This window comes from Mucilaginibacter sp. SG538B, from assembly GCF_013376065.1.
Taxonomy (GTDB): Bacteria; Bacteroidota; Bacteroidia; order Sphingobacteriales; family Sphingobacteriaceae; genus Mucilaginibacter; species Mucilaginibacter rubeus.
Map to the genome: position 1 here is coordinate 1,670,111 of NZ_JABMJI010000001.1, position 22,007 is coordinate 1,692,117.

The 22,007-nt window shown below is 43.1% G+C and carries 18 protein-coding genes; 6 read left to right on the top strand and 12 right to left on the bottom strand.

Annotation, left to right across the window (positions count from 1 at the left end):
- Nucleotides 1–259 precede the first annotated feature (259 nt).
- From FHW88_RS06790 to FHW88_RS06800, 3 genes are all read right to left on the bottom strand, one after another.
- Nucleotides 260–1,303 (bottom strand): adenylate/guanylate cyclase domain-containing protein, encoded by a 1,044-nt coding sequence (locus FHW88_RS06790; protein WP_175489916.1) that lies wholly within the window; start codon nt 1,301–1,303, stop codon nt 260–262.
- The gene (locus FHW88_RS06795) at nt 1,303–1,680 is read right to left on the bottom strand and encodes a response regulator (RefSeq protein WP_090524899.1); all 378 of its coding nucleotides are present in this window, start codon (nt 1,678–1,680) and stop codon (nt 1,303–1,305) included. The genes FHW88_RS06790 and FHW88_RS06795 overlap by 1 nt, the downstream gene beginning before the upstream one ends.
- A 63-nt stretch (nt 1,681–1,743) precedes the next feature.
- Nucleotides 1,744–3,135 (bottom strand): sensor histidine kinase, encoded by a 1,392-nt coding sequence (locus FHW88_RS06800; RefSeq protein WP_090524901.1) that lies wholly within the window; start codon nt 3,133–3,135, stop codon nt 1,744–1,746.
- Between the two features lie 222 nt (nt 3,136–3,357).
- Between FHW88_RS06800 and FHW88_RS06805 the strand changes: the two genes are divergently transcribed.
- Together FHW88_RS06805 and FHW88_RS06810 are read left to right on the top strand one after the other, a co-directional pair.
- Nucleotides 3,358–5,022, top strand: a complete 1,665-nt coding sequence (locus tag FHW88_RS06805) for an ATP-binding cassette domain-containing protein (protein WP_090524904.1) — start codon at nt 3,358–3,360, stop codon at nt 5,020–5,022.
- On the top strand, nt 5,015–6,076 hold the full coding sequence (locus FHW88_RS06810; protein ID WP_090524906.1) for a glycosyltransferase: 1,062 nt from the start codon (nt 5,015–5,017) through the stop codon (nt 6,074–6,076). The genes FHW88_RS06805 and FHW88_RS06810 overlap by 8 nt, the downstream gene beginning before the upstream one ends.
- 33 nt (nt 6,077–6,109) lie before the next feature.
- Here the strand turns inward: FHW88_RS06810 and FHW88_RS06815 are convergent, their stop codons facing one another.
- The 3 genes from FHW88_RS06815 to FHW88_RS06825 all read right to left on the bottom strand — a co-directional run bounded on the left by FHW88_RS06815 (nt 6,110) and on the right by FHW88_RS06825 (nt 9,252).
- On the bottom strand, nt 6,110–7,210 hold the full coding sequence (locus tag FHW88_RS06815; RefSeq protein ID WP_176624096.1) for a glycosyltransferase family 4 protein: 1,101 nt from the start codon (nt 7,208–7,210) through the stop codon (nt 6,110–6,112).
- 145 nt (nt 7,211–7,355) lie between these two features.
- Nucleotides 7,356–8,513, bottom strand: a complete 1,158-nt coding sequence (locus tag FHW88_RS06820; RefSeq protein WP_176624098.1) for an amidohydrolase family protein — start codon at nt 8,511–8,513, stop codon at nt 7,356–7,358.
- The gene (locus FHW88_RS06825) at nt 8,500–9,252 is read right to left on the bottom strand and encodes a class I SAM-dependent methyltransferase (RefSeq protein ID WP_176624100.1); all 753 of its coding nucleotides are present in this window, start codon (nt 9,250–9,252) and stop codon (nt 8,500–8,502) included. Before FHW88_RS06825 ends, FHW88_RS06820 begins: the two co-directional genes overlap by 14 nt.
- A 310-nt stretch (nt 9,253–9,562) precedes the next feature.
- Here FHW88_RS06825 and FHW88_RS06830 point away from each other — a divergent pair, with 310 nt between their 5' ends.
- The 4 genes from FHW88_RS06830 to FHW88_RS06845 all read left to right on the top strand — a co-directional run bounded on the left by FHW88_RS06830 (nt 9,563) and on the right by FHW88_RS06845 (nt 14,495).
- Nucleotides 9,563–11,065 carry a B12-binding domain-containing radical SAM protein gene (locus FHW88_RS06830; RefSeq protein WP_176624102.1) on the top strand — a complete coding sequence of 501 codons (1,503 nt, stop codon included), beginning with the start codon at nt 9,563–9,565 and terminating at the stop codon, nt 11,063–11,065.
- A gap of 9 nt (nt 11,066–11,074) precedes the next feature.
- Nucleotides 11,075–12,121, top strand: a complete 1,047-nt coding sequence (locus tag FHW88_RS06835; protein WP_176624104.1) for a radical SAM protein — start codon at nt 11,075–11,077, stop codon at nt 12,119–12,121.
- A 92-nt stretch (nt 12,122–12,213) separates the two neighbouring features.
- Nucleotides 12,214–13,677: a B12-binding domain-containing radical SAM protein gene (locus FHW88_RS06840; protein WP_176624106.1), complete on the top strand. Its 1,464-nt coding sequence runs from the start codon at nt 12,214–12,216 to the stop codon at nt 13,675–13,677.
- Entirely contained in the window at nt 13,674–14,495 is an 822-nt protein-coding gene (locus tag FHW88_RS06845) for a class I SAM-dependent methyltransferase (RefSeq protein WP_176624108.1), read from the top strand. Before FHW88_RS06840 ends, FHW88_RS06845 begins: the two co-directional genes overlap by 4 nt.
- 115 nt (nt 14,496–14,610) lie before the next feature.
- Here the strand turns inward: FHW88_RS06845 and FHW88_RS06850 are convergent, their stop codons facing one another.
- The 6 genes from FHW88_RS06850 to FHW88_RS06875 form a co-directional block, all read right to left on the bottom strand.
- Entirely contained in the window at nt 14,611–15,573 is a 963-nt protein-coding gene (locus FHW88_RS06850) for a hypothetical protein (protein WP_176624110.1), read from the bottom strand.
- Nucleotides 15,574–15,634: 61 nt separating this feature from the next.
- Nucleotides 15,635–16,900, bottom strand: coding sequence for an O-antigen ligase family protein (locus FHW88_RS06855; protein ID WP_176624112.1), 1,266 nt, complete (start codon nt 16,898–16,900; stop codon nt 15,635–15,637).
- Entirely contained in the window at nt 16,878–18,002 is a 1,125-nt protein-coding gene (locus FHW88_RS06860) for a DUF1972 domain-containing protein (RefSeq protein WP_176624114.1), read from the bottom strand. Before FHW88_RS06860 ends, FHW88_RS06855 begins: the two co-directional genes overlap by 23 nt.
- Nucleotides 17,941–19,143, bottom strand: a complete 1,203-nt coding sequence (locus tag FHW88_RS06865) for a glycosyltransferase family 4 protein (protein ID WP_176624116.1) — start codon at nt 19,141–19,143, stop codon at nt 17,941–17,943. Before FHW88_RS06865 ends, FHW88_RS06860 begins: the two co-directional genes overlap by 62 nt.
- Nucleotides 19,133–20,152, bottom strand: coding sequence for a glycosyltransferase (locus FHW88_RS06870; RefSeq protein ID WP_090524931.1), 1,020 nt, complete (start codon nt 20,150–20,152; stop codon nt 19,133–19,135). Before FHW88_RS06870 ends, FHW88_RS06865 begins: the two co-directional genes overlap by 11 nt.
- Nucleotides 20,145–21,860: a hypothetical protein gene (locus FHW88_RS06875; RefSeq protein WP_176624119.1), complete on the bottom strand. Its 1,716-nt coding sequence runs from the start codon at nt 21,858–21,860 to the stop codon at nt 20,145–20,147. The genes FHW88_RS06870 and FHW88_RS06875 overlap by 8 nt, the downstream gene beginning before the upstream one ends.
- Nucleotides 21,861–22,007: the final 147 nt, after the last annotated feature.

Genomic DNA, 22,007 nt, shown 5'->3' on the forward strand with positions numbered 1-22,007 from the left:
ACCGCGAAAAACAGCAATGCCATCCCAAAAGGATGGCATTGCTGTTAAATAACAAAGCTGCTTCGGGTTTAGCGGAGCGTAACCCGGAGTGGGCATTACTTAAGCTTCCAGTTTAAGCGCAAAAGATTAGAACACCAACAACGGCCAATTCTTGCCATGTGTTCGTTATCTATAGTTTAAGTGATGGGATGGATGAAGTTGGAAACTTCAATGATGCTACACGGGTTACACTATGCTAAACCCGCGGTAGTTATTTTTATTAATCAATCACCTCGTAAATCTCAACCGGCTTTAATTTATTCTTCAAACTTACTTCGCCAATTTTAGTAAGGGCGAAAGAGCCTTTTGCCTGCTCATAAACATCGGCGCTTACAATGATCTGGTTGGCTTGTGCCACGGTTTGGAGGCGCTGGGCCAGGTTAACCGCATCGCCAATTACTGTATAATCGAGCCGCTTTAATGTGGCCGAACCAATATTGCCTGAGATCATCTCGCCCGAATTGATACCGATAGAAACAGAAGGCTTGAAAGTTTTATCACCCGCCTGGATTTCATCGGCCTCGTGCATTTTATCGCGAACAGCGAGGGCTGCGTCAATAGCGCGGTCAAGGTGATATTCACCGCGGAAAACGGCCATTACGGCATCACCCATAAACTTATCAATATGACCGTTTTGGGCAATGATCTCCTGTACCATTACATCAAAGTACTTATTGATCATACCTACAACCGTATTGGCGGCAACATGCTCGGTTATGGCGGTAAAGCCGCAGATATCAATAAATAGCACAGTTGCCTCGATAGTTTCATTACTCAAAAGGCTGTTCTCAAACTCCTTATGGGTCATGAAGTTAAGTACATTTTCATCCACATACATCCGCAGGATATTGTTCTCCTTAATGGCCTGCATGGTTTTCTTAAGTTCGATAACGTGTTGTAAAGTTTTCTCAATAGTAATGTCAAGATCTTCGAAGTTTACCGGCTTACAAACAAAATCAAATGCGCCGCGGTTCATGGCCGTGCGGATATTATCCATATCGCTATATGCAGAAACCATCACTGCTTTTAATATAGGATTAGCATCGGGCAGTTTGGTAAGCAGGGTTAGTCCATCCATTTCCGGCATATTGATGTCGCTTAAAACTACATCAATATCGGGGTGGGAGGCCAGTTGAGTTAATGCTTCAAAACCATTTTGGGCAAATACAAATTCATACACGCCTTCCCGTATCTTTTTCCTGAATTTTTGCCTGATCAGTAATTCCAGGTCCTGCTCGTCATCTACTACCAGTATCTTGGCCATTATTGTTCTAAGTGTTTAAGTTTGTCTTTTAAGTTGCTAAAATCAAGCGGCTTGGTTAAAAAGTCGTCGGCTCCAAGTTCCATTGATTGTTTATAGTTTTCATCATCGCCGTAAGCGGTGATCATCATCACTACCGGCGGTGGTTTTTCGTAATGCTGCCTGATGTTGCGCAATAGTTCAAGTCCGCTCATACCCGGCATATTGATATCAGATAAAATTAGTATGACCTGCGAGTGGTGGTCTTCCAAAAAATGAAGGGCCTCTTCACCTGATAGTGCGAAGTTGAACTCTATCCCGCCGCTTTTGATCTCTTTCCGGAAACGTTGTAAAAACAAGGGTTGAACATCGGCCTCGTCGTCAACAACAAGTATTTTCATAGTACTTCAAAGTTAAATTTTTGTGTGGTTTTATTAGTGGTTAAACGCAAAAATTACCCGCGTTTAACTTTGGGCAACATTGCCAACAGGGATGCAAATTACAAACCGCGCAAATTCGCCTTCGGCCGTTTCAACCTTAAGTTCGCCACCATGCCCTTTAGTGATAATATCATAACTCATGGAAAGACCAAGCCCGGTGCCCTGCCCGGTAGGCTTGGTGGTAAAAAAGGGCTGGTAAATTTTATCCAGAACCTTTTGAGGGATGCCCGTACCATTATCTTCCACCGTAATTTGCACCATATTAACACCCGATGGCGATTTTACCTTTTTGGTATTAACTGTTACGGTTGGTTCGTACCCTTCTCCCAAAATCCGTTTCTTTTCGGTTACCGAGTAAAACGAATTGTTAAACAGGTTAAGCAGTACGCGGCCCAAATCCTGCGGAATAGCTTCTATTTTACCCAGATCAGGATCAAAACTGGTTTTCATGCCTGCATTAAATGATTTATCCTTGGCACGCAGACCGTGATAGCTCAGCCGGAGGTATTCATCTGCAAGCGCATTGATATCTGTGGGCTCCTTTTTACCCGTTGTAGCACGCGAATGCTGCAGCATCCCTTTGACAATGGCATCAGCACGCTTGCCGTGCTGGTTTATTTTACTTAGGTTTTGGGTAATGTCGTTAATAATATCGCCGGCATCTTCCTTTACGTCGTCGGGCAGTTTATCAAGTACCTCGTCCTTTAGCTCCTCAAGCAGTTCGATACTTACTTCGCTAAAATTGTTTACAAAGTTCAGCGGGTTCTGAATTTCATGGGCAATACCGGCGGTGAGTTCACCCAGTGAGGCCATTTTTTCCGATTGGATCAGCTGCGCCTGAGTGCTTTTAAGTTCGGACAGGGCTTGCTGTAATTCTTCTGTTTGGCGGGTAAGTTCGGCTGTGCGCTCACGAACTTCGCTTTCAAGGTTTACCTTCATGGCTGCCATCATGCGGTTCTGCTCCTGCTCGGCAAAGCGTTGTTTGCGTTCATTTTCAAGTGCTTTGGTTTGTTTGCGGCTGATGAGCCAAAGCGAAAATGCCCAGATAAGCGAGAACATTACCAGGCTTTGTATCAGGTTATCGTGGTTTTCGTAAAAATTAGGGAACCATTTTTCTAATACATCTTGTATCAAGCCGGCAATTGCATAAGGGATCAATGCGAAGGCAAGTTGTTTGCCCGATTTCAAATCTTCGATATAATAGGGTGATATGACAACCCCTAAAAAGAACAGATGTGATATTATCGTGGTCAGCCTTTCTCCATGATCAAAACTTACACCGAATATGAAGATTGCTATAGCAATATAATAGCCTATGTTAAGGTATTTGTTCCACTTGGTTAGCAGCCCGTCATTCTTCAGGTGCCTCCTGAATTGAGTGATCACAAATACGGCAAGGAAAGGTTCTAAACTCATGAAGGTTGTTTTACTTCTTTTATAAATGCGAAGCCGAAATTTAACAATTTTATAGAGATTATTAAACTATGCCTGTAATTTATCAAGAGTAACAGATTAAACAATCTATTTTAATTGCTTTGGTGTTTTATCCCGCATTTATAAAGCAACCTTAAAGCTGTATAAAACGTAGTTAATAATGAAACCAGTGATGAACCTGGTTTTAATTGTTTTATCATCCTCTTGAAGCAAGTTTTAAAAAGTATTCTGCTCATCCTTAGTCAATCTGAAAAGCGGAGGCTTGCCAGGTTAATCATTGTGGACATTATTGTCGCCCTTTTGGATGTTGCTTTTTTAGCAATGCTGTTGCTAATGGTTAATTTTTATACACAGCAAGGCATAAGGACTAACTATAATTTTTTATCGGCCAGTTTTGTCGATAATAAATCGCTGTGGCTTATCGGGATCTTCCTTGTGCTTTTCGCGATAAAAAATTGCATCGGGTTCTTTGCCCAAAACGCGCAGCATCATTTTTTTTACCAGGTAGCTTCGAGATTATCCGAACGTAATATCCGAACATACCTTGATGCAGGTTTTGATCAGTTCATCCACATCGATTCATCAGTACATACCCGGCGAATCAGCCAGCAACCTATCGAATTTAGCCATTATATGCTCACTAATTTTCAGCTAATAATATCACAAACTGTATTGATCCTTTTTACTATTGGGGCTATTATGTTCTATCACCCGGCCTTGTTTGTTTTGTTGTTTGTGTTGCTGCTGCCGCCTGTTGCGGCTTTGGGTTGGTTCATTAAAACCAGGCTAAAATTTATCAGGGGGCAGATCAAAATCGTGAGTGAAAAAACGCTACAGCATTTAAACGAATCCTTATCAGGTTACGTGGAGAGCAATATTTATCAAAAAAATGATTTCTTCAGTCGCCGGTTTTTTAGCTACCAACAGCAGCTTAATCAAAATATAGCTTCACAGCAAACCTGGCAAAACCTGCCTTCACGATTGATGGAAGTATTTGCCGTTCTGGGTTTTTTTATCCTCATCGCTGTAAATAAACTAACGGGCGATACTCCGGTGGTTAGTATTCTGACTATCGGCATTTTTGTGGCGGCAGCATATAAGATCATCCCAGGTATTGTAAAGATACTGAACAGCAGCGGGCAAATGAAGACCTATGAATTTATCCTGGCCGATTTGATCATTGAAGAAGATGATAAACCACAGGTTAATGAGGTTGTTGACGAACAGATTTGGTCATTGAAACTTGAAAAAGTAAGTTTCAGTTATCCGGACAAAACTGTTTTGGATGAGCTTTACCTTGAGATAACTCCCGGTGATATTATGGGCATTTCGGGGAATTCAGGCAGGGGGAAAACTACTATCATTAACCTGTTAACCGGTTTTTTGGAGCCGGCCGAAGGGGGCATTTATATCAACAATAAAATTGCTGCCGCGCCAATGCGCCGGCTTTACCGTAAAAACATCTCCCTGGTTAAACAACAACCGTTTCTTATATATGATACTATCCTAAAGAACATCATACTTGACGATAAAACTGCCGATGAGCAAAAGTTGACCAGTGTACTGGAGTTTTGCGGCTTAGATAAGCTGGTTGCGGAGTACCCAGAAGGCACAGCTAAAGTTATTACCGAAAACGGCAAAAACATCAGCGGCGGTCAGCGCCAAAGGATCATGCTGGCCCGGGCGCTTTATCATAATCATGATCTGTTAATTTTAGATGAGCCGTTTAGCGAAATGGATGCGGATGCGGAAAATGAATTGTTAACCAAATTGCAGCAACTGGTCCGGCAGGGAAAAATGATCATCCTGATCACCCATAACAAGGCCAGCCTGGCTATCTGTAATAAAGTGATCTCGCCCAATGGATGATAACCGTAAAAAAGCATTGCTTATCCTGAGCCCCGGGTTCCCCGAAAGCGAAGCCGATACTACCTGTTTACCGCCTCAACAGGTTTTTGTACGGGCATTAAAAGCCGAAAATCCGGAATTGCATATCACTGTGCTAAGTTTTCAATATCCTTTTTTCGCTGCCGAATATGATTGGCATGGTGTACGGGTGATCAGTTTTGGAGGAAGAAGCCGTGGTAAATTATTCAGGCTGAATATTTGGCTAAAAGTATGGCGAGCTTTAGGGCTTTTAAGCAAGGAATACCAAATAATGGGCTTGCTAAGCTTTTGGCTTGGCGAATGTGCTTTGGTTGGTCATTATTTTGCCTGGATAAAAAATATTAAGCACCGTTGCTGGATGCTGGGGCAGGATGCTAAAGCCGGGAACAAATATGCTAAGTGGATAAAGCCAAAAGGAGAGGAACTGATAGCGCTGTCGGATTTTATTGTACGTGAGTTCGCTAAAAATTACCAGGTAAGACCACTGAATGTTATCCCGGTGGGAATAGATACTTCATTATTTGCTGATTTATCTGCCGGAAAAGACATTCATATTTCAGGGGTAGGGTCGCTTATTCCCTTGAAACGGTTTCACCTGTTTATTGAAGCTGTTGCCATGCTGAAGCAATATTACCCGGATATAAAAACGGTGATATGCGGCGATGGCCCGGAAAAGGAAAAATTATTAAAACAGATTAAATCAAAGCAACTTGAAAGTAACATAACCATTGCGGGCGAACTACCGCATCATGAAGTGCTTAAAATGATGCAGCGCTCAAGAGTGTTATTTCACCCTTCGGAATATGAAGGCTTCGGCGCTGTTTGCCTTGAAGCCCTGTATGCGGGAGCTGAAGTAGTAAGTTTTGTTAAACCGATGGATAATAGTATTACCAACTGGCATATTGTAAACGATATGGAAGAAGTCGGGCAAACTATCCGTTGGGTTTTGGATAAACCGGATTTGGTGAGGAAAAATGTATTGGTTTATGAGATCAGGGATAATGTAAGGAAGATGATGGAGGTGTTTGAACAATAGATTGGATTTGCGACTGCTAAAAGCAAGCAGTGCTTAAAGACTTTGCACTATCCCCTCAACCCTCTCGGCAATAGCCTCAAACGATAAGTTTTGATTATAATATTCAATGGATAATCTCCGCTTTTCTGCAACATTCATTTGTGTGGTTTGCAGGAGCGCAGCAAGCAATGCAGCTTCATTTCCCGGCTCATACAATACGCCACATTCCCCGTTGTTAGTGATCATCCTGAACGAAAGGATATCTGTAACCAGCGGCACGCATCCGCATGACATGGCCTCGCAAATAGCGGTGCCGCTGCCTTCATAATGTGAGCCGGAGAGAATGAAATCGGCACTGTTGTACCAGTATAATAAATCGGCGTGTGGTACTTCGCCAATTAATTCAATGGCTTCAATATTTGGTGATGAGTTTAATAAATCGTTGATCTTCGGCAGTAACTCTTCGGTGTGATAGATCATAAAGAGCTTTGCCCCGGGCGAACTTTCGGCGAATTTCAAAAAGGCTCTCACTACATTTAACGGATCTTTATTTTCGTTTAAACGGCCTACCCATAAAAACACCGGGTTGCCTTGTGCACCCGTTTGGGAGGTGGCTTCCAGGCGGTCTATAGGGTAAAAAACCGAAGAAACTTCCATCACCTCATGTATTTTACCGGGCGATTTGAGGTTGCCGGCGGCAATCCATTCCATCCCCATATCATGCGACGCAAACAAGTTGGCGTCAACCAACCGGTCGGCTGCCCGCTGAAGTAGTTTTTTTAAACCGGTGAAAGGTTTTTCAGCATGATTTTGCACAATGATCTTTACTTTGCGGCCAAGCACAAGGCGTAGCTGGATAACCTGCAGGGGGAAAAGCAAGCCATGGATTATTACCACATCGGGTTTCAGGCTTTTAATATACAAGTGCAAAGCCCATGGAAAATATTTGAGCGCCGCTTTTGGGTATCTTCTGAAATGGTAGTTAACGCCGTTTTGTGTCAGTTCACCTTCGTAACTGATTTGTTCAATGCTGATTACCTCGTTGCTTTTGGCCAGGGCATCTAATATGCCGGTATACATGTTAATGCGCTTTAACCAGGCCTGTGGCTGGTTAAACTCTTTGGTGTACACATAACTGGCTAAAACGTATCTCATTTAAAAAGTATCAATGGTGACAACAGCAAATGCTATTTTTATTTAGCGGTATCAAGGTCTTTATCCAAGCCCAAAATGTGGCATGCACTATCGCTTAAATAAATCGCTTTGCGTTTCGATTTTGACCATATTTTTCTGATGATATTCATGCGGCAGGCGGGGCTGGGTAAGGTATGGGAAAACCGGCATCCGGCTTGTATCGTTTTATTTCGGCTATTAAACCAGGGATATCGCCCATCACGTATTTGAAATGGTTGCCGGTAAAGACCTTACTGTAATTTTGGGTAATTATACCCGTAAGCTGGTGATAAAGCGATTCATCAAACAGCAAAATCACGCCCTTATGCATCACCAGTAAAATATCATTGGGTGTTATATTATAAAAAGCCTGCAAACCAACTTTGCCTTTTGTTTTAGCTATTACAATATCGGCATCAAATCCGCTGGTAATGCTGCCACTATTTAGTTTCCAGGTTTGAGCAGGGGATGAAGTAAGAGAGCTGTACAATTCATCATCATTAAGCATTTGGGTTTTACGCGCAAGGCGAATGTGATGCCAGATGTCCCAATGCCCGGTAAGTGTGCTATCTGTGCCAAATAAAATCGTTGTTTTGCTTTTTAGCTCATCAATGGCCGCTGTTTTATTAAGCAGGAAATAGTTTGATTCGGGGCACCAAACCAGGGCTTCGAAATGTTTGGCTTGTTGAGGATCCATAGCTACTCCATGGATCCCGATGAGTTTACGCTTAAGGATATTCCATTTAATTAGTTCATCTATTTCGGTATGAGCGATATCGTTTGTGCCCTCGCCTGTATGGATCACCGCCGGCTTATTTATTTTAAGCGGGTTATTGAGCCGTTTTTTCCAGTTTTTTTCAAACCGGACAGAGTGGATACTCTGGCAATTATCAAATATAGTGATGAGAGGATCATTTATGGTAGCTTTTTCCCCGTGGTTTACTATTGTGGTAACGCCGCAAAGCAGGTTTTTATAAACACCCCAGCGTTCGCGCAGGGCAATCGGGATTTTTAGCACAGATGCAATCTCACCGGCGTAAACGCGGTGAATGTGTTTTCCCCATTCGGTATAACTTTCATAGGTTTTGTTGCCAAGCTGCGGAAAAAGATTAAAATCAAGATGGTCATGCGAGTTGATCAGGCCCGGAAAAGCAATGGCATTCACAAAGGTCAGCTGTTCGTAGTCATCAGTATGTGAGGGGGAAACCTGTTTTATTTTACCCTCGCTTATACTTATGCTCACCACGGCATCGTTTCCCGGTATCATGACGTTATTCAGTACCATCGGTTCTCCTCAAGTGCAGCCCGTAAATAATGGGGAAGCCTTTATACTTATCATAAACATGAAGCGCGTTTTTATTGGCATAATAATGCTTCATGGTTTCATCTATTTTAATTTCTTCTTCTGCAATTAGCTTAAAACCGTTGTTCAGCAACAGATCTTTAATGGTATTTACGGGGTGCACATAGTTTTCGACCGCTATAAAACCGCTGCCATGTTTAAATGTCCGCTTGCCGCCGTTTGCCAGTGTCTGCGGATGGAAATCGGTAATAATGACGTCACCGGTCGGTTTCAGGATCCGCATCCAGGCCTGCAAGGCAACTTCAATATTTTTGATGTGCGCAACAGTAAGGGTTGAAACTATGGTGTCAAAACTCCCCGATGGCATGTCACCGAACAGGTCGTCGGTAATGCGGTAAATATTTGCCGATGGAAACTTTTGCTGTAAACGCGCCAGCATCCCGCCCGATGTGTCAAAGCCCGTTAACCGCCCCGGATTTAGCGCAAACACCTTTTCCCAATGCCTGCCGGTACCGCAGCCAATATCGGCCACGTTTTTACCGGCGATAACTGTATCCGTAACCAGGCGGGGAAACAAAACTTCATCCAAATCGAGCATGAGGTTACCTGGCTGCGCATCATAATGCTCGGCCCAGATATCGTAGGCATCCACCGAGTTTTTCTCTATGATATTGGGCGGGAAAAAGCGCTGCTTAATATAATTTTTTACAGTTTGGATCACAATTACGGGATATTAGTAACATCTTATATCAGCAAATACGGCCGTTAAATAATAATGGTTGCCAGCTATTTTATTTATAAAGGCAGGCAACCTGTGTGAAAGCCAGGGCGTATTTATTAGTGTGAAAGTGATAGTGTAGAAGCTCAGATTAATTGTTGAATGGGCAATCCCCCTCATTTGTGATTGGGTATGGCAGTGGGTTTTATTTTGTGTGCAGACTTTGTGATGGCAGGGGTGCCTTACAGGCTGCTTAAACTAAAAGATAAACCCATTGCCGGGGGGATTGAAAGCAAAGTATTGATACTAACAGATGAACAAGATATTATTATTTAACCCGCGCAGTGCAAATAACAAGTATCGCATACCTAATTCGATACTAAATATAGCGGCCTCGGTTGATGGAAAATATGACTGGGTAATTGTTGACGGCAATTGCGAGCATGACCCGATGGTTAAGATAGATAGCTATTTAAGTACCGGCGAGTTTAAATACTTTGGGTTTACAGTTATGCCCGGTCCGCAGTTAAAGCAGGCTATTGCTGCGGCAAAAACTATAAAGCAGAGATATCCCAATACCAAAATGATCTGGGGCGGGTATTTTCCATCAAATCAGCCTAACGCGGTTTTATATTCCGGTTATGTCGATTTTATTATCAACGGGCCTGGTGATCTCGCTTTCCCCGCCTTGATTGATGCCCTTGAGAAAAACGAACCTTATGAGTTTATCCGCAACCTCATCTATAAAACAACTGATGGCAAGATCATCAAGACCGCTAAGGAAGACCTTTTAGATCAGGACAGCCTACCGGCCTTGCCATATGATAAGCTGAATACTTTTTATCCCATCACCAAGTTTTTAGGTAAAACTTACCTGGGCGAAAAAACGATGGCTTATCACTCCAGCATCGGTTGCCCCTTCACCTGCTCCTTTTGTGCTGTAGTGCCAATATATGAGGCAAGATGGAAGGCAAAATCGGCCCAAAACGTTTATAAGGATGTAAAATATATTAAAGATAAATGGGGGGCCGATGCCATAGAATTTCATGACAATAACTTTTTTGTATCAGAAAAGCGCGCGGTTGAGTTTGCCCGCTTAATAAAACCCGAAAACATGACCTGGTGGGGGATGGCCCGCATCGATACCATGTCGAAATTTAAAGATTCATCCCTTGCCGCAATCCGCGAATCAGGATGTAAGATCATCTTTTTCGGAGCCGAAAGTGGTAACAACACCATTTTAGAACAGATGGATAAGGGCGGCACGCAAACAGGCGACCAGATCATTGAGTTTGCCGAGCGCCTTAAAAAGTTTGACATCATACCCGAATATTCCTTTGTATTAGGTACTCCGGCGCCAACCCAGGAACAGGTTCAGTCGCAAATTGATTTTGAAATAGACTTTATAAAAAAGGTAAAGGCTGTTAACCCTAAAACCGAGATCGTAATTTATACCTACAGTCCTGTGCCTACCGAAGGGTCGGAACTGTTTAAGCAGGTAATGAAAAGCGGCTTCCGTTTCCCCGAAACGCTGGAGGACTGGATCAGCCCGGCATGGGAAGCCTTTGATCTTCGTAAAAATCCGTTAACACCATGGCTCACGCCGGAGATGATCGATAAGATCAGGAATTTTGAAACGGTGCTGAACGGGGTGTATCCAACGGTAACGGATATCAGGCTCAATATGATTAAACGTATGGCCATTAAACTGGTAGCTACCATGCGTTATAAGGCGAGCATGTACCATTATCCTTATGAAATAAAGTTGCTACAAAAGGTTTGGCGTTACAGGCAGCCCGAAATACAGGGATTTTAATTTATGCAGATGACAGGCCAATCGTTATATCATACATTTCAGCGTTTCCGCACACTGCAAACGCACCGCATCGCTGCGCTACCCATCGTGATTTTGATGCCGCACAGTGCCTGCAACTGCCGTTGCGTAATGTGTGATATCTGGAAGGATAATAAAAACCTGAAGCAGCTTACCGAAGCCGACGTGACCGATCTGTTAAGTGCTTTACGAAAATTCGGTACAAAGCAGGTATTGATGTCGGGCGGGGAAGCGTTGCTGAATATCAATTTTTTCAGGCTATGCGAGATTTTGCGTGCTGAAAAGATCAAGGTTACGCTGCTGTCGACAGGGCTGTCTATCAGGAAAAACGCATTCAATATTTTAAAATGGGTTGACGACCTCATTGTTTCTTTAGATGGCGATGAACTTTTACACGATGCCATCCGAAATGTTCCAGGGGCATTCAATAAATTGAAGGAGGGAGTGGAGTACATCAAATCTCTCGAACCCCAATATCGCATTACAGCCCGTACCGTAATTCACCGTTTAAACTTCAGGAATTGGCCGGCCATTATTGAGGCTGCAAAGCAAATGGGCATTGACCGGGTGAGCTTTTTACCTGCCGATGTGAGCAGCCATGCCTTTAACCGCCAAACAGCATGGGCCGAGCCTCGGCAACATGAGATACTACCGACTGAAAATGAACTTGCCGAATTTCAGGAAATGACAAACCAGGTGTTGGCTAATAAAAGCGATTTTGCCAGCAGGTTCATTGCCGAATCTCCGGCTAAGATCCGGGATATTTATGGTTATTATGCTGCTTTTTATGGCCATAATGCATTCCCGTTTAAAAAGTGTAATGCACCATGGGTGTCTGCAGTGATTGAGGCTGATGGCGCGGTAAGGCCTTGCTTTTTTCATGAAGCGATAGGTAACATCAGGGATAATTCATTAAATGATATTTTGAACAGCAAAGAGGCGATCAATTTTCGCAAAACACTGGATATGGCTAATGACCCTACCTGTGTTAAATGTGTGTGCTCGCTTAATTTATCGCCGCTGGCGAGGTTGGATTGATAATAAAAAAGCAATGAAGCGCGGAAATGTGCGATTTCTTCCCCTGGGAGGATATAGGAAATTTCCCTGGATTTAGAAACAGGCTCAAAACAATGAACAATATACTGTTTACACATTCTTATTTTTTACGGTTCGACCCAAAGCAATGGGGCATAGGGCAACCTTATGCGCCGCTGGGTACTATATACGCTGCTGCGCTGATGCGGGAGCGCGGTTACCGGGTAAGCCTGTTTGATACCATGTTTGTGAGCAATCCTGACGGGGTGATAGCCGCTATTGAGTTGAATAAACCGGATTTTTTTGTGGTTTATGATGATGGGTTCAACTACCTGACCAAAATGTGCCTCACCAATATGCGCGAGGCTGCATTTAAAATGTGCAAGCTGGCTAAGGAACGTGGCTGTACAGTTATCGTTTCCAGCTCAGATTCAACCGACAGGTATGCAGCATATCTTGCCGAAGGAGCTGATTTTGTGATATTGGGTGAAGCCGAACAAACGCTGACAGAACTTACTGACCATATTCGAAGCGGTAATACTGATCATTTTGAAATAAAAGGATTAGCTTACACGAACGGCAGCGAAATCATAAAAACGCCCGGCCGCGCGGTAATGAAGGAACTGGATAGTTTGCCTATGCCCGCCTGGGATTTGGTGAATATGGATACCTACCGGGATATGTGGATGAAGAATGCAGGCTATTTTTCAATTAATGTGGTAACCACCCGCGGTTGTCCGTTCAAGTGTAACTGGTGCGCCAAGCCTATTTATGGCAACCGGTATAATTCTCACAGTCCGCAGTATATTGTTAATGAGCTTAAAATGCTTAAGGAGCGGTGCCAGATGGATCATATCTGGTTTTGCGATGATATTTTTGGATTGAAACCCGGTTGGGTACAGGAATTTGCCAAACTACTGGCACAGGAGGGAATTAAGATCCGTTTCAAGATCCAGTCGCGGGCCGATTTATTGGCAGAGGAAGAAGCTGTAGCAGCCCTGGCGGCCGCCGGTTGTGAAAACGTGTGGATAGGAGCCGAAAGCGGATCGCAGAAGGTACTGGACGCCATGGATAAGGGTATCACTATCGATCAGATTCATACGGCTACGCACCTCATGAAAGCGCATGGCATTAAGCCATCGTTCTTTATCCAGTTTGGCTATCCCGAAGAAACGCGGGATGATATTACGCTTACGATAGATATGATTAACCGGTTGCTGCCATTTGAGATTGGTATTTCGGTATCGTATCCGCTGCCGGGTACCGTTTTTTACGAGCGCGTTAAAACCGAGTTGAAAAAGAAAACCAACTGGACTGACTCCGACGAGATGGCGCTGATGTTTAAAAACACCTACCCGCCTTTTTACTACAAGCAATTGCATAAATACGTACACCGCAACTATCACAAGCACCTGGCTAAAAACAGCTTCCAAAAACTGCTGAAAGATCCGTTTGGGAGCTCGGTAAAAAATATCAGGAAAGCATTATCGGTGTTTTATTATGCGCCGCTTACCTATCTTGAAAAGCTGAAACTGGAAAAATTTGAAAAGGCGATATGACCGGCACCGCATCAAGTATAAACGAACAATTTGCCGAGGCTGCATTTAGCAACCAGTCGGTAGTTTTTGATGAACTGTACTCAGGCGACACGATAATTGCGTACAAGCGCAAACGCGTGCGTGATCATATCCTGCAATACCTGAAGCCTGGAAGCAACATCCTTGAACTGAATAGTGGTACCGGTGAAGATGCACTGTTTTTTGCACAAAAAGGATTTAAGGTCCATGCTACCGATATTTCAAAAGGGATGCAGCAGCAACTCCGCGAAAAGGTGGTAAAGTGTGATAGGCAGCATGCGGTAAGCAATGAGCTTTGTTCATATACGCAGCTTGAACAGCTAAACAACAAAGGTCCATATGACCTGATCTTTTCCAACTTTGCAGGCCTCAATTGTACCGGCGAGCTGGATAAAGTATTGAGTTCATTTGCCGGGCTGCTAAAACCCGGCGGCACGGTGACCCTGGTGGTGCTGCCCAAATTCTGCCTTTGGGAAACTTTGCTGGTATTTAAAGGGAAATTTAAAACTGCTTTTCGCCGGTTTTTTAGCAGTAATGGCCGCAAGGCGCATGTTGAAGGTGTATACTTTGATTGCTTCTATTACAACCCATCCTACATTAAAAAATGTTTAAAATCCGATTTTGAAATATTGGGTATTGAGGGCTTGTGTACCATCGTACCGCCATCATATATTGAAGGCTTTGCCGAAAAACATCCGCGCGCCTATAAAACACTTGCCCGTTGGGAGAATAGGCTGAAGGCCACCTGCCCGTTTAAGTACGTGGGCGATTATTATATTATTTCGCTGAGGAAAATGTAATTGAAAAAGTTGTAACCGAATTTGTTCCGGAAACTATTGAACAGGTGTCTCATGCAAATTTCAGACTTAGCGTTTTAGTGCAGAAATAAATTCGGTATGGCGATAAGGAGGAGTTTTACTGCGCCATCCGTTCTTCAAATTGCTGTAACAGTATGGAAACTTTAATCCGGTATTTTTCTATCAGTTTAATTTGAAAGTTTTCGGGAGAGGGCTTGGCAAAATGTTTGCTTGCGGCCATGCTCATTACCGTACCCCGCATATTCAATTTCTTCATTTCAGTTTTCTTTTTCCATCGCCCGGAGGTGATTTTCATCAATACATTATCCAGCCAATCGCCGAATGGATTATTGAACAGGCTTTCTGTAAATGTTTTATACCACCGCTTTTTTAATGGTTTAGCGGTAGCGAGGCGCATACATTTGTTAGGCAGGAAACCGGAGGTCCAGGCATTAGATTTATAAAAACTTTCAAAGGTAAGGTCACCCTCTAATGGGATAATAGTTGCTACTTCAATTGCTGTATAAATGTTCTTTTCAACTATCTGCAGTTGGGCCTCATCAATATAGTAGTTCATGCAGTAGTTGTGCTGCTTACCAACCAAAAAGGTAAGTTTTTTGAATATATGCATAAACGTACGTGCAAGCCAAAGCCTGTTGCGTTCGGTAATGATAAAAAAATCAATGTCCGAATTGTCATCGGCGAAGTTCTTAGACAAGGAACCTGAAATGCCAATACCGCGAACGAAAGGAAACCGGATCAGAAAGGCGCCTGCTTCTTTAGCTTTATTGATTAGCCCGGCAGCTTTTTTGTTTCCTTTATTACGCCTTACCGCTATCATATAATCGTTTTTGAGCGAATAAAACCTGTCGAAATGAAATACCAGCTTATTGACGATAAGTTGATCAAGCGCTTCAGTGAAATCATGCCGGCCATACTTGTTTTCCAAAAACAGGAATATCTCGCCGTAGGTTAATGGGTAGTCCCACATGTCAAAATAGGCAAGGGTAGCTAAAATATTATTCCTGGTATTTAACAATCGTTTATTGTTTTGTTCAACTAAGATGACTGTACTTTTCACGTCTTTGTATATATAATGATGACGTACCCCTTGCAGCTTTGGTTGCCTTTGAATAAACTAATTACACAATATTTTTAGCGTGGGTCCCTGTTGTTTCTGAGCTGGCAGAAAATATTAGTAATGAGAAAAATACACTGTAAAAAAAGATGCCTTTATCCACATCTAAGTAGTTTTCTGAAAAGGAAACGGCGGTTATAATAACCATAAAAGCCATGAGCATTAAATCGCGTTTTGCAACAGCTGCCCTGATGCCAAATGCCAGCACACACAGGTAAACCATCAACCCAACGATCCCCGATTTAATAAAAAAGCTAATAAACTGGTTATGTGCATTTAACCCGGCCAGGTACGACCGGTAAAATTTATGGTCGAAAAATGGGTCTTTGAGCAAACCAATTTCAGTGCCTGCGCCATGACCTATAACAGGCGATTGTGCTCCCACGCTAATGGCCACGCTCCAGCGCGCTAATCGCGGATCGGTGAGTTCGGCGTCGGTTGATTGGCTCAGGTCTTTTTTTAGCTCGGTTACATAACGTTCCTTAAAAGTATCCCGGGTATAAATGCCTGCCATCACCACAATAAATAATGCTGTGCTAATGGCCATAAACCTGAAGCGGTTTCGCCCTTTTAATATGAACCAGGGAAGGGCGATATTTATAATAAGCAGCAAAGCTATAAATATCGATTTTGAACTAAGCTGCAGAATTCCCATAGCTAAAATACCACTGCAAATGAGCCAGAAAAATTTGCGGGTCTTTACTGTTTCCGTTACTAAAACATACAGCAGATAAACCAGTGCTATGGCTATCTGCATGGAAAAAAATGTAGCATGGATCTCCAATGGTTCCGAAAAATTGTGGTTTGTGAACGCTGGGGACGCTAATGCTTTTAAAGGCAGATGATAATATTTTATGGTAAAAAGGGCCTGTAAAAAAAGATAAGTGATAGTGATGGTACAGCCGAATGAAAATACGAGTAAAAAATTATGCCGGTATTTTTTTAAATCGAGCGGGTTAAAACAAAAGATTAACGGGATAAGCAAAATAGTAACCTGCCTGCCTAACTCTGTAAAAGCCTGGGATTTATTGGTGGTGTAAATAATGCTCAAAAGCGTTACAAAAAAAACAGCAGCCAAAGCAAAGTTAGCCCTTGTTAATAGCGGCTTTATAGTTGTTTTGTGAATTTGGATAATAGTATGCAGGGCCAGGCCTATTAAAAACAGGTGGCTGTAAAACAGGTTGAAGGGCAGGCTCAGCAATAACAGCATCAGCAGGTAATAGCTTATCCTGTTGTTTAGCGTATCATCAGGCCTTAATAACTTTTCCATGTTGTTGCTGATAGCATTCCAGTATAAAATCTTCGTAATCGTTGATCACTACCTCCCAGTTAAACTGGTATTGTATCTTATGAAGATTGTTTTTCACCATTTCGCGTTCGGTATCCTTGCGCTGCACATTTTCAACCAAATGGCGCACCTCGTTAGCATTATCAAAATAAAAAGCATCTGAGTTGAGTACCGATTTATTGAAAGGGTTATTATGGGCGGCAATCAAGGCTTCGCTAGCCATGGCTTCAAGCAGGGACGGATTAGTACCGCCCACGCTATGCCCGTGGAAATACAGGTAGCTGTTGTTCTGTAGTGCGCGCACAACCGAATTATCAAAATTGGCGCCCTTAAACTGGATGCGATCATCGTTTTTAAACCTGTGGGTTATGAATTTGCCAAAGCGGTTACTGGTATCGCCCAAAACCATAAAGCTTTTTTTTGATGAACTGTTGTTAAAGCCTTCTAAAATAGTTTCGATGTTGTTTTCGGGCTCCATGCGGGCCATCAGCAAAAAATAATCTTCCTTAAGCACCTCGCTTTTATCAAACTGCTCACGTTCCTGGTCTGAAAACAGATCGGCACCATAGGGGATATACCGGCTGTCGACCTCGTACTTATCCTTAAGGTATGACCTGATTACCCTTGAGTCGGAAATATAATACTGACTATGTTTCACGGCCAGCTTTTCCGCGTACTTCAAAAATTGTTGTACAGGCTTTGAGTACTTGGAGCGTTTCCACTCCAGTCCATCCATATTGGTAATGATAACGCTGTTGGACGGGTAAAGGTGCCCCCAAACCGAGCTGCTGGTGTAGCCCATAAGCAGTACTACATCAAACTTACGTTTACGGGCATCCATAAGGCAGTTAAAATCATAGGCAAACTGCCCGGCAGTGCCTATCAGATACTCCGGATCGTAACAATGTACAATGTTAACGCCGTTCCAGGTATCGGCTTCATAAGGGTGGTTATGGGAGTTATAAACGGTAACTGAATGTCCTTTTTTTACCAAGCCGGCCGATACATATTCGGAAATATGCTCAAACCCGCCATAGTAGTTCGGGATGCCCCTCGTGCCTAAGATCGCTATTTTTAGTTTCATGACAATGAAAATTTGCTTGTAACAAGTTGTAAAATATGGTGCTGCTTTTTTGCCAGTGGTATTGCTGTTCAACATGCCGCGCTACTTGGCTGGTGAAGGCATCGCCGGGTGGTTGCTGTGCGGCAAGTAATAGCTTTTGCTCAAAATCGGCATGATTGGCCGGGTTAAAAGTATATGGCGCAAAAAAATAGAAATTTTTCATAGCCGTTTCTGCCGAGCATAATACAGGTGCACCACAAATGGCTGCTTCAAGCGGCGGGATCCCAAAGCCTTCGGCTTTTGAGGGATATACAAACAGCCTGCAGGCCCGGTAAAAGGCCGCCAGATCGGCCTGTTCTGCCTGCGGTATCCACCTGAAAAACCGCTCTTGCTCAGGCGTAAGGCTCTTGATGAGCCTGGCTAAGCCCGGTGTTTTTATGGATGCTTTACCAATGAACACCAGGCCGATGCCTTTTTCGTACAGCTTCAGTTTCAAATATTTTTGCAGTAACAAAAGGTGGTTTTTGCGGGGTTCAATGCGGCTGGTGTACAGGATGAAATTTCTTATGCCGAATTTTTCCGCTATCCAATCTTCTGCCTCTGGTTTTGATGACTGGTATTGCAGCAATGAGTTACTTACCCCGTTTTGGATAATATGCACCTCGTCAGCGGGGATTTGGTAATAATCACAGATCCTGTCTTTTGAATAGTCGGATACAGTGGTTTTGATATCTGCATTTTTAATGCTGCGGCCAAAAAGGTAATTGCGCGTTAAGCTGAACAGGATGGGGAAATCTGTCCTGAAATCGTTAAACAGCATATCGTGCATGGTTACTATGTACCTGCAGCCCGCCATTTTTTTAGGGCTGACGTATTGAAAATGTGCAAAATCAAACCTGTATTTTTTGATGTAGGCCGGTATATCAAATACAAAGCGCAGGATGTTGATTCCCCTGTTTTTATAAGGCAATATGTTTTGCGGCGGCAGCAGGGGGAACAATCTTCGGACATTATCGGTATCGTGGGCGCCGATGTAAATATCTATGTCCGGGCGGTGGGCCAGCAGATGGTTGTATAATTCGCGTATAAAAGTTTGCGCTCCTTGAAATTCTTTGTCAAAGGAGTGGGCATCAACAAACAGTTTTATCTTTTTAGCTGCCATAATTCAATTCGTTTTGATTTAAAACAGCGGTTGGCAGCTCGGCGTCGGCTAATCGGAAATTGCGTTTACCTAATTGGTATAAACTCATCAGCATACGCTCGGGCAGAAATGACATCAGCAGCAAAAAATAATTTTTGAGATGCAGCGGGCTGATAGAAAGTGTTTTCAGCAGGTTTTCCCTTGCCTTTTCCGGCTGATAATTATTCCACAGGTATTTTTTGCCGAGCAGGGCATAATAAGCTCCTTTTTTGATGCGTGGAGATAACTGTTTAATGCCGATCTCAGACAACTGCCTTCCTTCGGCTTCAGTAATGCTCCCCTTGCGCAGGGCATTGTACTTGATCTGCCTAAATTTACCTGTACGCCATTTTTCATCAATGGTAACAGATTCGGCATTGAGCCTCACCTTAATGAGCGGTTGATTAAGGTTAAAAGCTTTTTCGTGTTTAAGGATACCTGCCCACAAAAAATGATCTTCAAAAGTGTAGGCCAACTCATTGTAGCCACCGGCATTTAAAACGGTATCACGCTTATAAAATACACTGGAGTGAATGAAGGGACAAATCCTGTAACTGAGCTGCCTTATCTGGTTATGGCTCAGGGCGTCAGGTTGCCAGGTAAATATCAGATCGCCGTTAACATCGGTATAGTCAACTCCCGAACCAATAATGCTATAATAGGGATGAGATGTGATGAAATCATACTGCACCTGCAGGCGGTAAGGATAACATACATCGTCGGCATCGAAACGGGCTATATAAGGCGCCCGCGCGTGGCGTAAACCGTTGTTGAGGGCTGCAGCTACGCCTTTGTTTTCCTGGCTCAAAATCACTATACGCTCATCGTTAAATGAGTTAATAATATCTGCCGTGTCATCAGTTGAGCCATCATTTACAATCAGCAATTCAAAATCAGCAAACGATTGTTCAAGTACCGATGTAATAGCTTCGCGAATATATTTACCGGCATTATAAGCAGGCATTAAAACAGTAATTTGAGGGCTATGCATACGCAAGTTCCTCCTGCACTGTAGTTTTTGTTTTCAAGTGGGGTGTAGTAGTTTCTTTTATATTGAGGAGTAACATCAATTCAAAAATTACCAGTACCGAGAGCTGCTCGAACCAGTAATCGAGAAAGAATATGCCCGTTACCATCATTAGGATGGGCAAACCATAACTAAGCTTTTTATAATGCCGGGCAAAAAAGCCAATGTAAAATATAAGCAGGGCAAGCAACCCGAGGATACCGTATTCACTAAGCATTTGATCGTAAGTGGAGTAGGGGTTATTGCGTACCGAACGGAAACCTGCGTCCTTGCTGAAAAAGCTCAGGTACAGGTCTAAATGATTGTGCATAAATGCCGGGTTGATATAGATGTATTTTTGGGGATAATTGCCCCTTATACCGGCACCAACCGCCCTGAAAGCTATTTTGGATGAAAAATTTCCGGGAGCTAAACCCACTATACTTTGTAAAGGATGACTGATAAGATAATTAAAGGTTTGTATTGCACCGGTAATCTTTCCAGGCAATGCAGGATTGAAGGGCTCAAGCCGGCAAAGTGGTAGCTGATCCTTGTGAGCAGCTATACAGTCGATAAGCTGTTGCCTGTCGGGAGTCATTTCGCCGGTGTTATAAAATTCGGCAAAGTGTGTGTTTGGCCCCGGGATGTATAGCCTGCCGTCATCGGTAAGCGGCAAGCTTTTGATCTTTTTGTCAAGTGCGCTTGGTTTTTCCTGTTGGGCCTTTATCCTGCTCAGGCTGTCCAGATAGTTTTGTGCAAATTTTCTCCTTTGTTCATCCCTGGTTATGAATCGCCCGCCGGGATTGGCAGTTGTTGCCTGCCCTGCTGCATGGCCCTGTTTTTCAATGCGATTTTCCCGCAGCGTACTTTTAGTCACTTCGTTAATATACTTTTCATTTTGCGGCGATATTTTGACGAGGGAGGTCACATAAAGCAGCAATGCCACTACTATCATGCTTTTTTGATTGCGCGTGGTTTTATAAACAAAAATGAAAGCGAGGAGCAGCAGTACCAAAATGCTGATGAGGTTACTGTAGGTAAGTGCCAGCGTGCTCATGCACACGATCATCATGGGCAAATTATTCTTATAAATGAAGTAAAACACACCGAAAGCGCAGATAACAGCATTGGTTGATGAAATGTCAAAGCTTATGCCCATTACATCATCGCCGGTATTGATATAATAGCGCTGATGCATTCCCATAAAAGCATAGGGGTTAATGCTTTTAGTGATCCACATAATATGCATTAGGTTACCTGCCGAGAAAACTGCGTTTATGATAAAAAAAATGATCAGTGTACGGTAAATGGTTTCGGCATCTGTTTTATCAACCATCAGCTTAACCTGGTGAACGGCCAGCAGGGCCAGCGCCCAGCATATCAAAGCCCCGCCAAAAACAGGTATATAATACAGGTTGGAAAAATTTTGGTTGATGACTGCTGCGGCAATAGCTATAGGGAAAACCAGCAGATAGAATAACGGGATCCTTGAATTGCGCAGCTTAAAGCCAAATTGAAAGTTAAACTGGCTTATGTAAACAAAAATCAACGCAACTATCTTAAATGGGATCCGCACGTTGATAAACAGCAGCAGGAAGATCAGCAGCCGCCAATCGGCATAAGTTTTCCACCTCTTAATATCAAAACCCGGCAAACTGATTGTCATTATTCCTTTGTATTTATTGATGTTCATTTCCCGGTTTTGCCGGCCTTGTCGCAATTGTTTCGTTTAAATAGGTTACGTGCCAAAAAATGGAATGGTTGCCTCGTTAATGTGCTGATATATGCAGATATTTAACCGGGATATTAAAATGTTACAGGCAACCGGCCGATAAAAACA

Bases quoted from the DNA above. Each gene is read 5' to 3' on its own strand.
- FHW88_RS06790 (WP_175489916.1), bottom strand. From the start codon at position 1,303: ATGGCCAAGATACTGGTAGTAGATGACGAGCAGGACCTGGAATTACTG.
- FHW88_RS06875 (WP_176624119.1), bottom strand. From the start codon at position 21,860: ATGAACATCAATAAATACAAAGGAATAATGACAATCAGTTTGCCGGGT.
- FHW88_RS06810 (WP_090524906.1), top strand. From the start codon at position 5,015: ATGGATGATAACCGTAAAAAAGCATTGCTTATCCTGAGCCCCGGGTTC.
- FHW88_RS06820 (WP_176624098.1), bottom strand. From the start codon at position 8,513: ATGGTACTGAATAACGTCATGATACCGGGAAACGATGCCGTGGTGAGC.
- FHW88_RS06870 (WP_090524931.1), bottom strand. From the start codon at position 20,152: ATGCATAGCCCTCAAATTACTGTTTTAATGCCTGCTTATAATGCCGGT.
- FHW88_RS06835 (WP_176624104.1), top strand. From the start codon at position 11,075: ATGACAGGCCAATCGTTATATCATACATTTCAGCGTTTCCGCACACTG.
- FHW88_RS06860 (WP_176624114.1), bottom strand. From the start codon at position 18,002: ATGAAACTAAAAATAGCGATCTTAGGCACGAGGGGCATCCCGAACTAC.
- FHW88_RS06855 (WP_176624112.1), bottom strand. From the start codon at position 16,900: ATGGAAAAGTTATTAAGGCCTGATGATACGCTAAACAACAGGATAAGC.
- FHW88_RS06800 (WP_090524901.1), bottom strand. From the start codon at position 3,135: ATGAGTTTAGAACCTTTCCTTGCCGTATTTGTGATCACTCAATTCAGG.
- FHW88_RS06830 (WP_176624102.1), top strand. From the start codon at position 9,563: ATGAACAAGATATTATTATTTAACCCGCGCAGTGCAAATAACAAGTAT.
- FHW88_RS06845 (WP_176624108.1), top strand. From the start codon at position 13,674: ATGACCGGCACCGCATCAAGTATAAACGAACAATTTGCCGAGGCTGCA.
- FHW88_RS06840 (WP_176624106.1), top strand. From the start codon at position 12,214: ATGAACAATATACTGTTTACACATTCTTATTTTTTACGGTTCGACCCA.
- FHW88_RS06815 (WP_176624096.1), bottom strand. From the start codon at position 7,210: ATGAGATACGTTTTAGCCAGTTATGTGTACACCAAAGAGTTTAACCAG.
- FHW88_RS06795 (WP_090524899.1), bottom strand. From the start codon at position 1,680: ATGAAAATACTTGTTGTTGACGACGAGGCCGATGTTCAACCCTTGTTT.
- FHW88_RS06865 (WP_176624116.1), bottom strand. From the start codon at position 19,143: ATGGCAGCTAAAAAGATAAAACTGTTTGTTGATGCCCACTCCTTTGAC.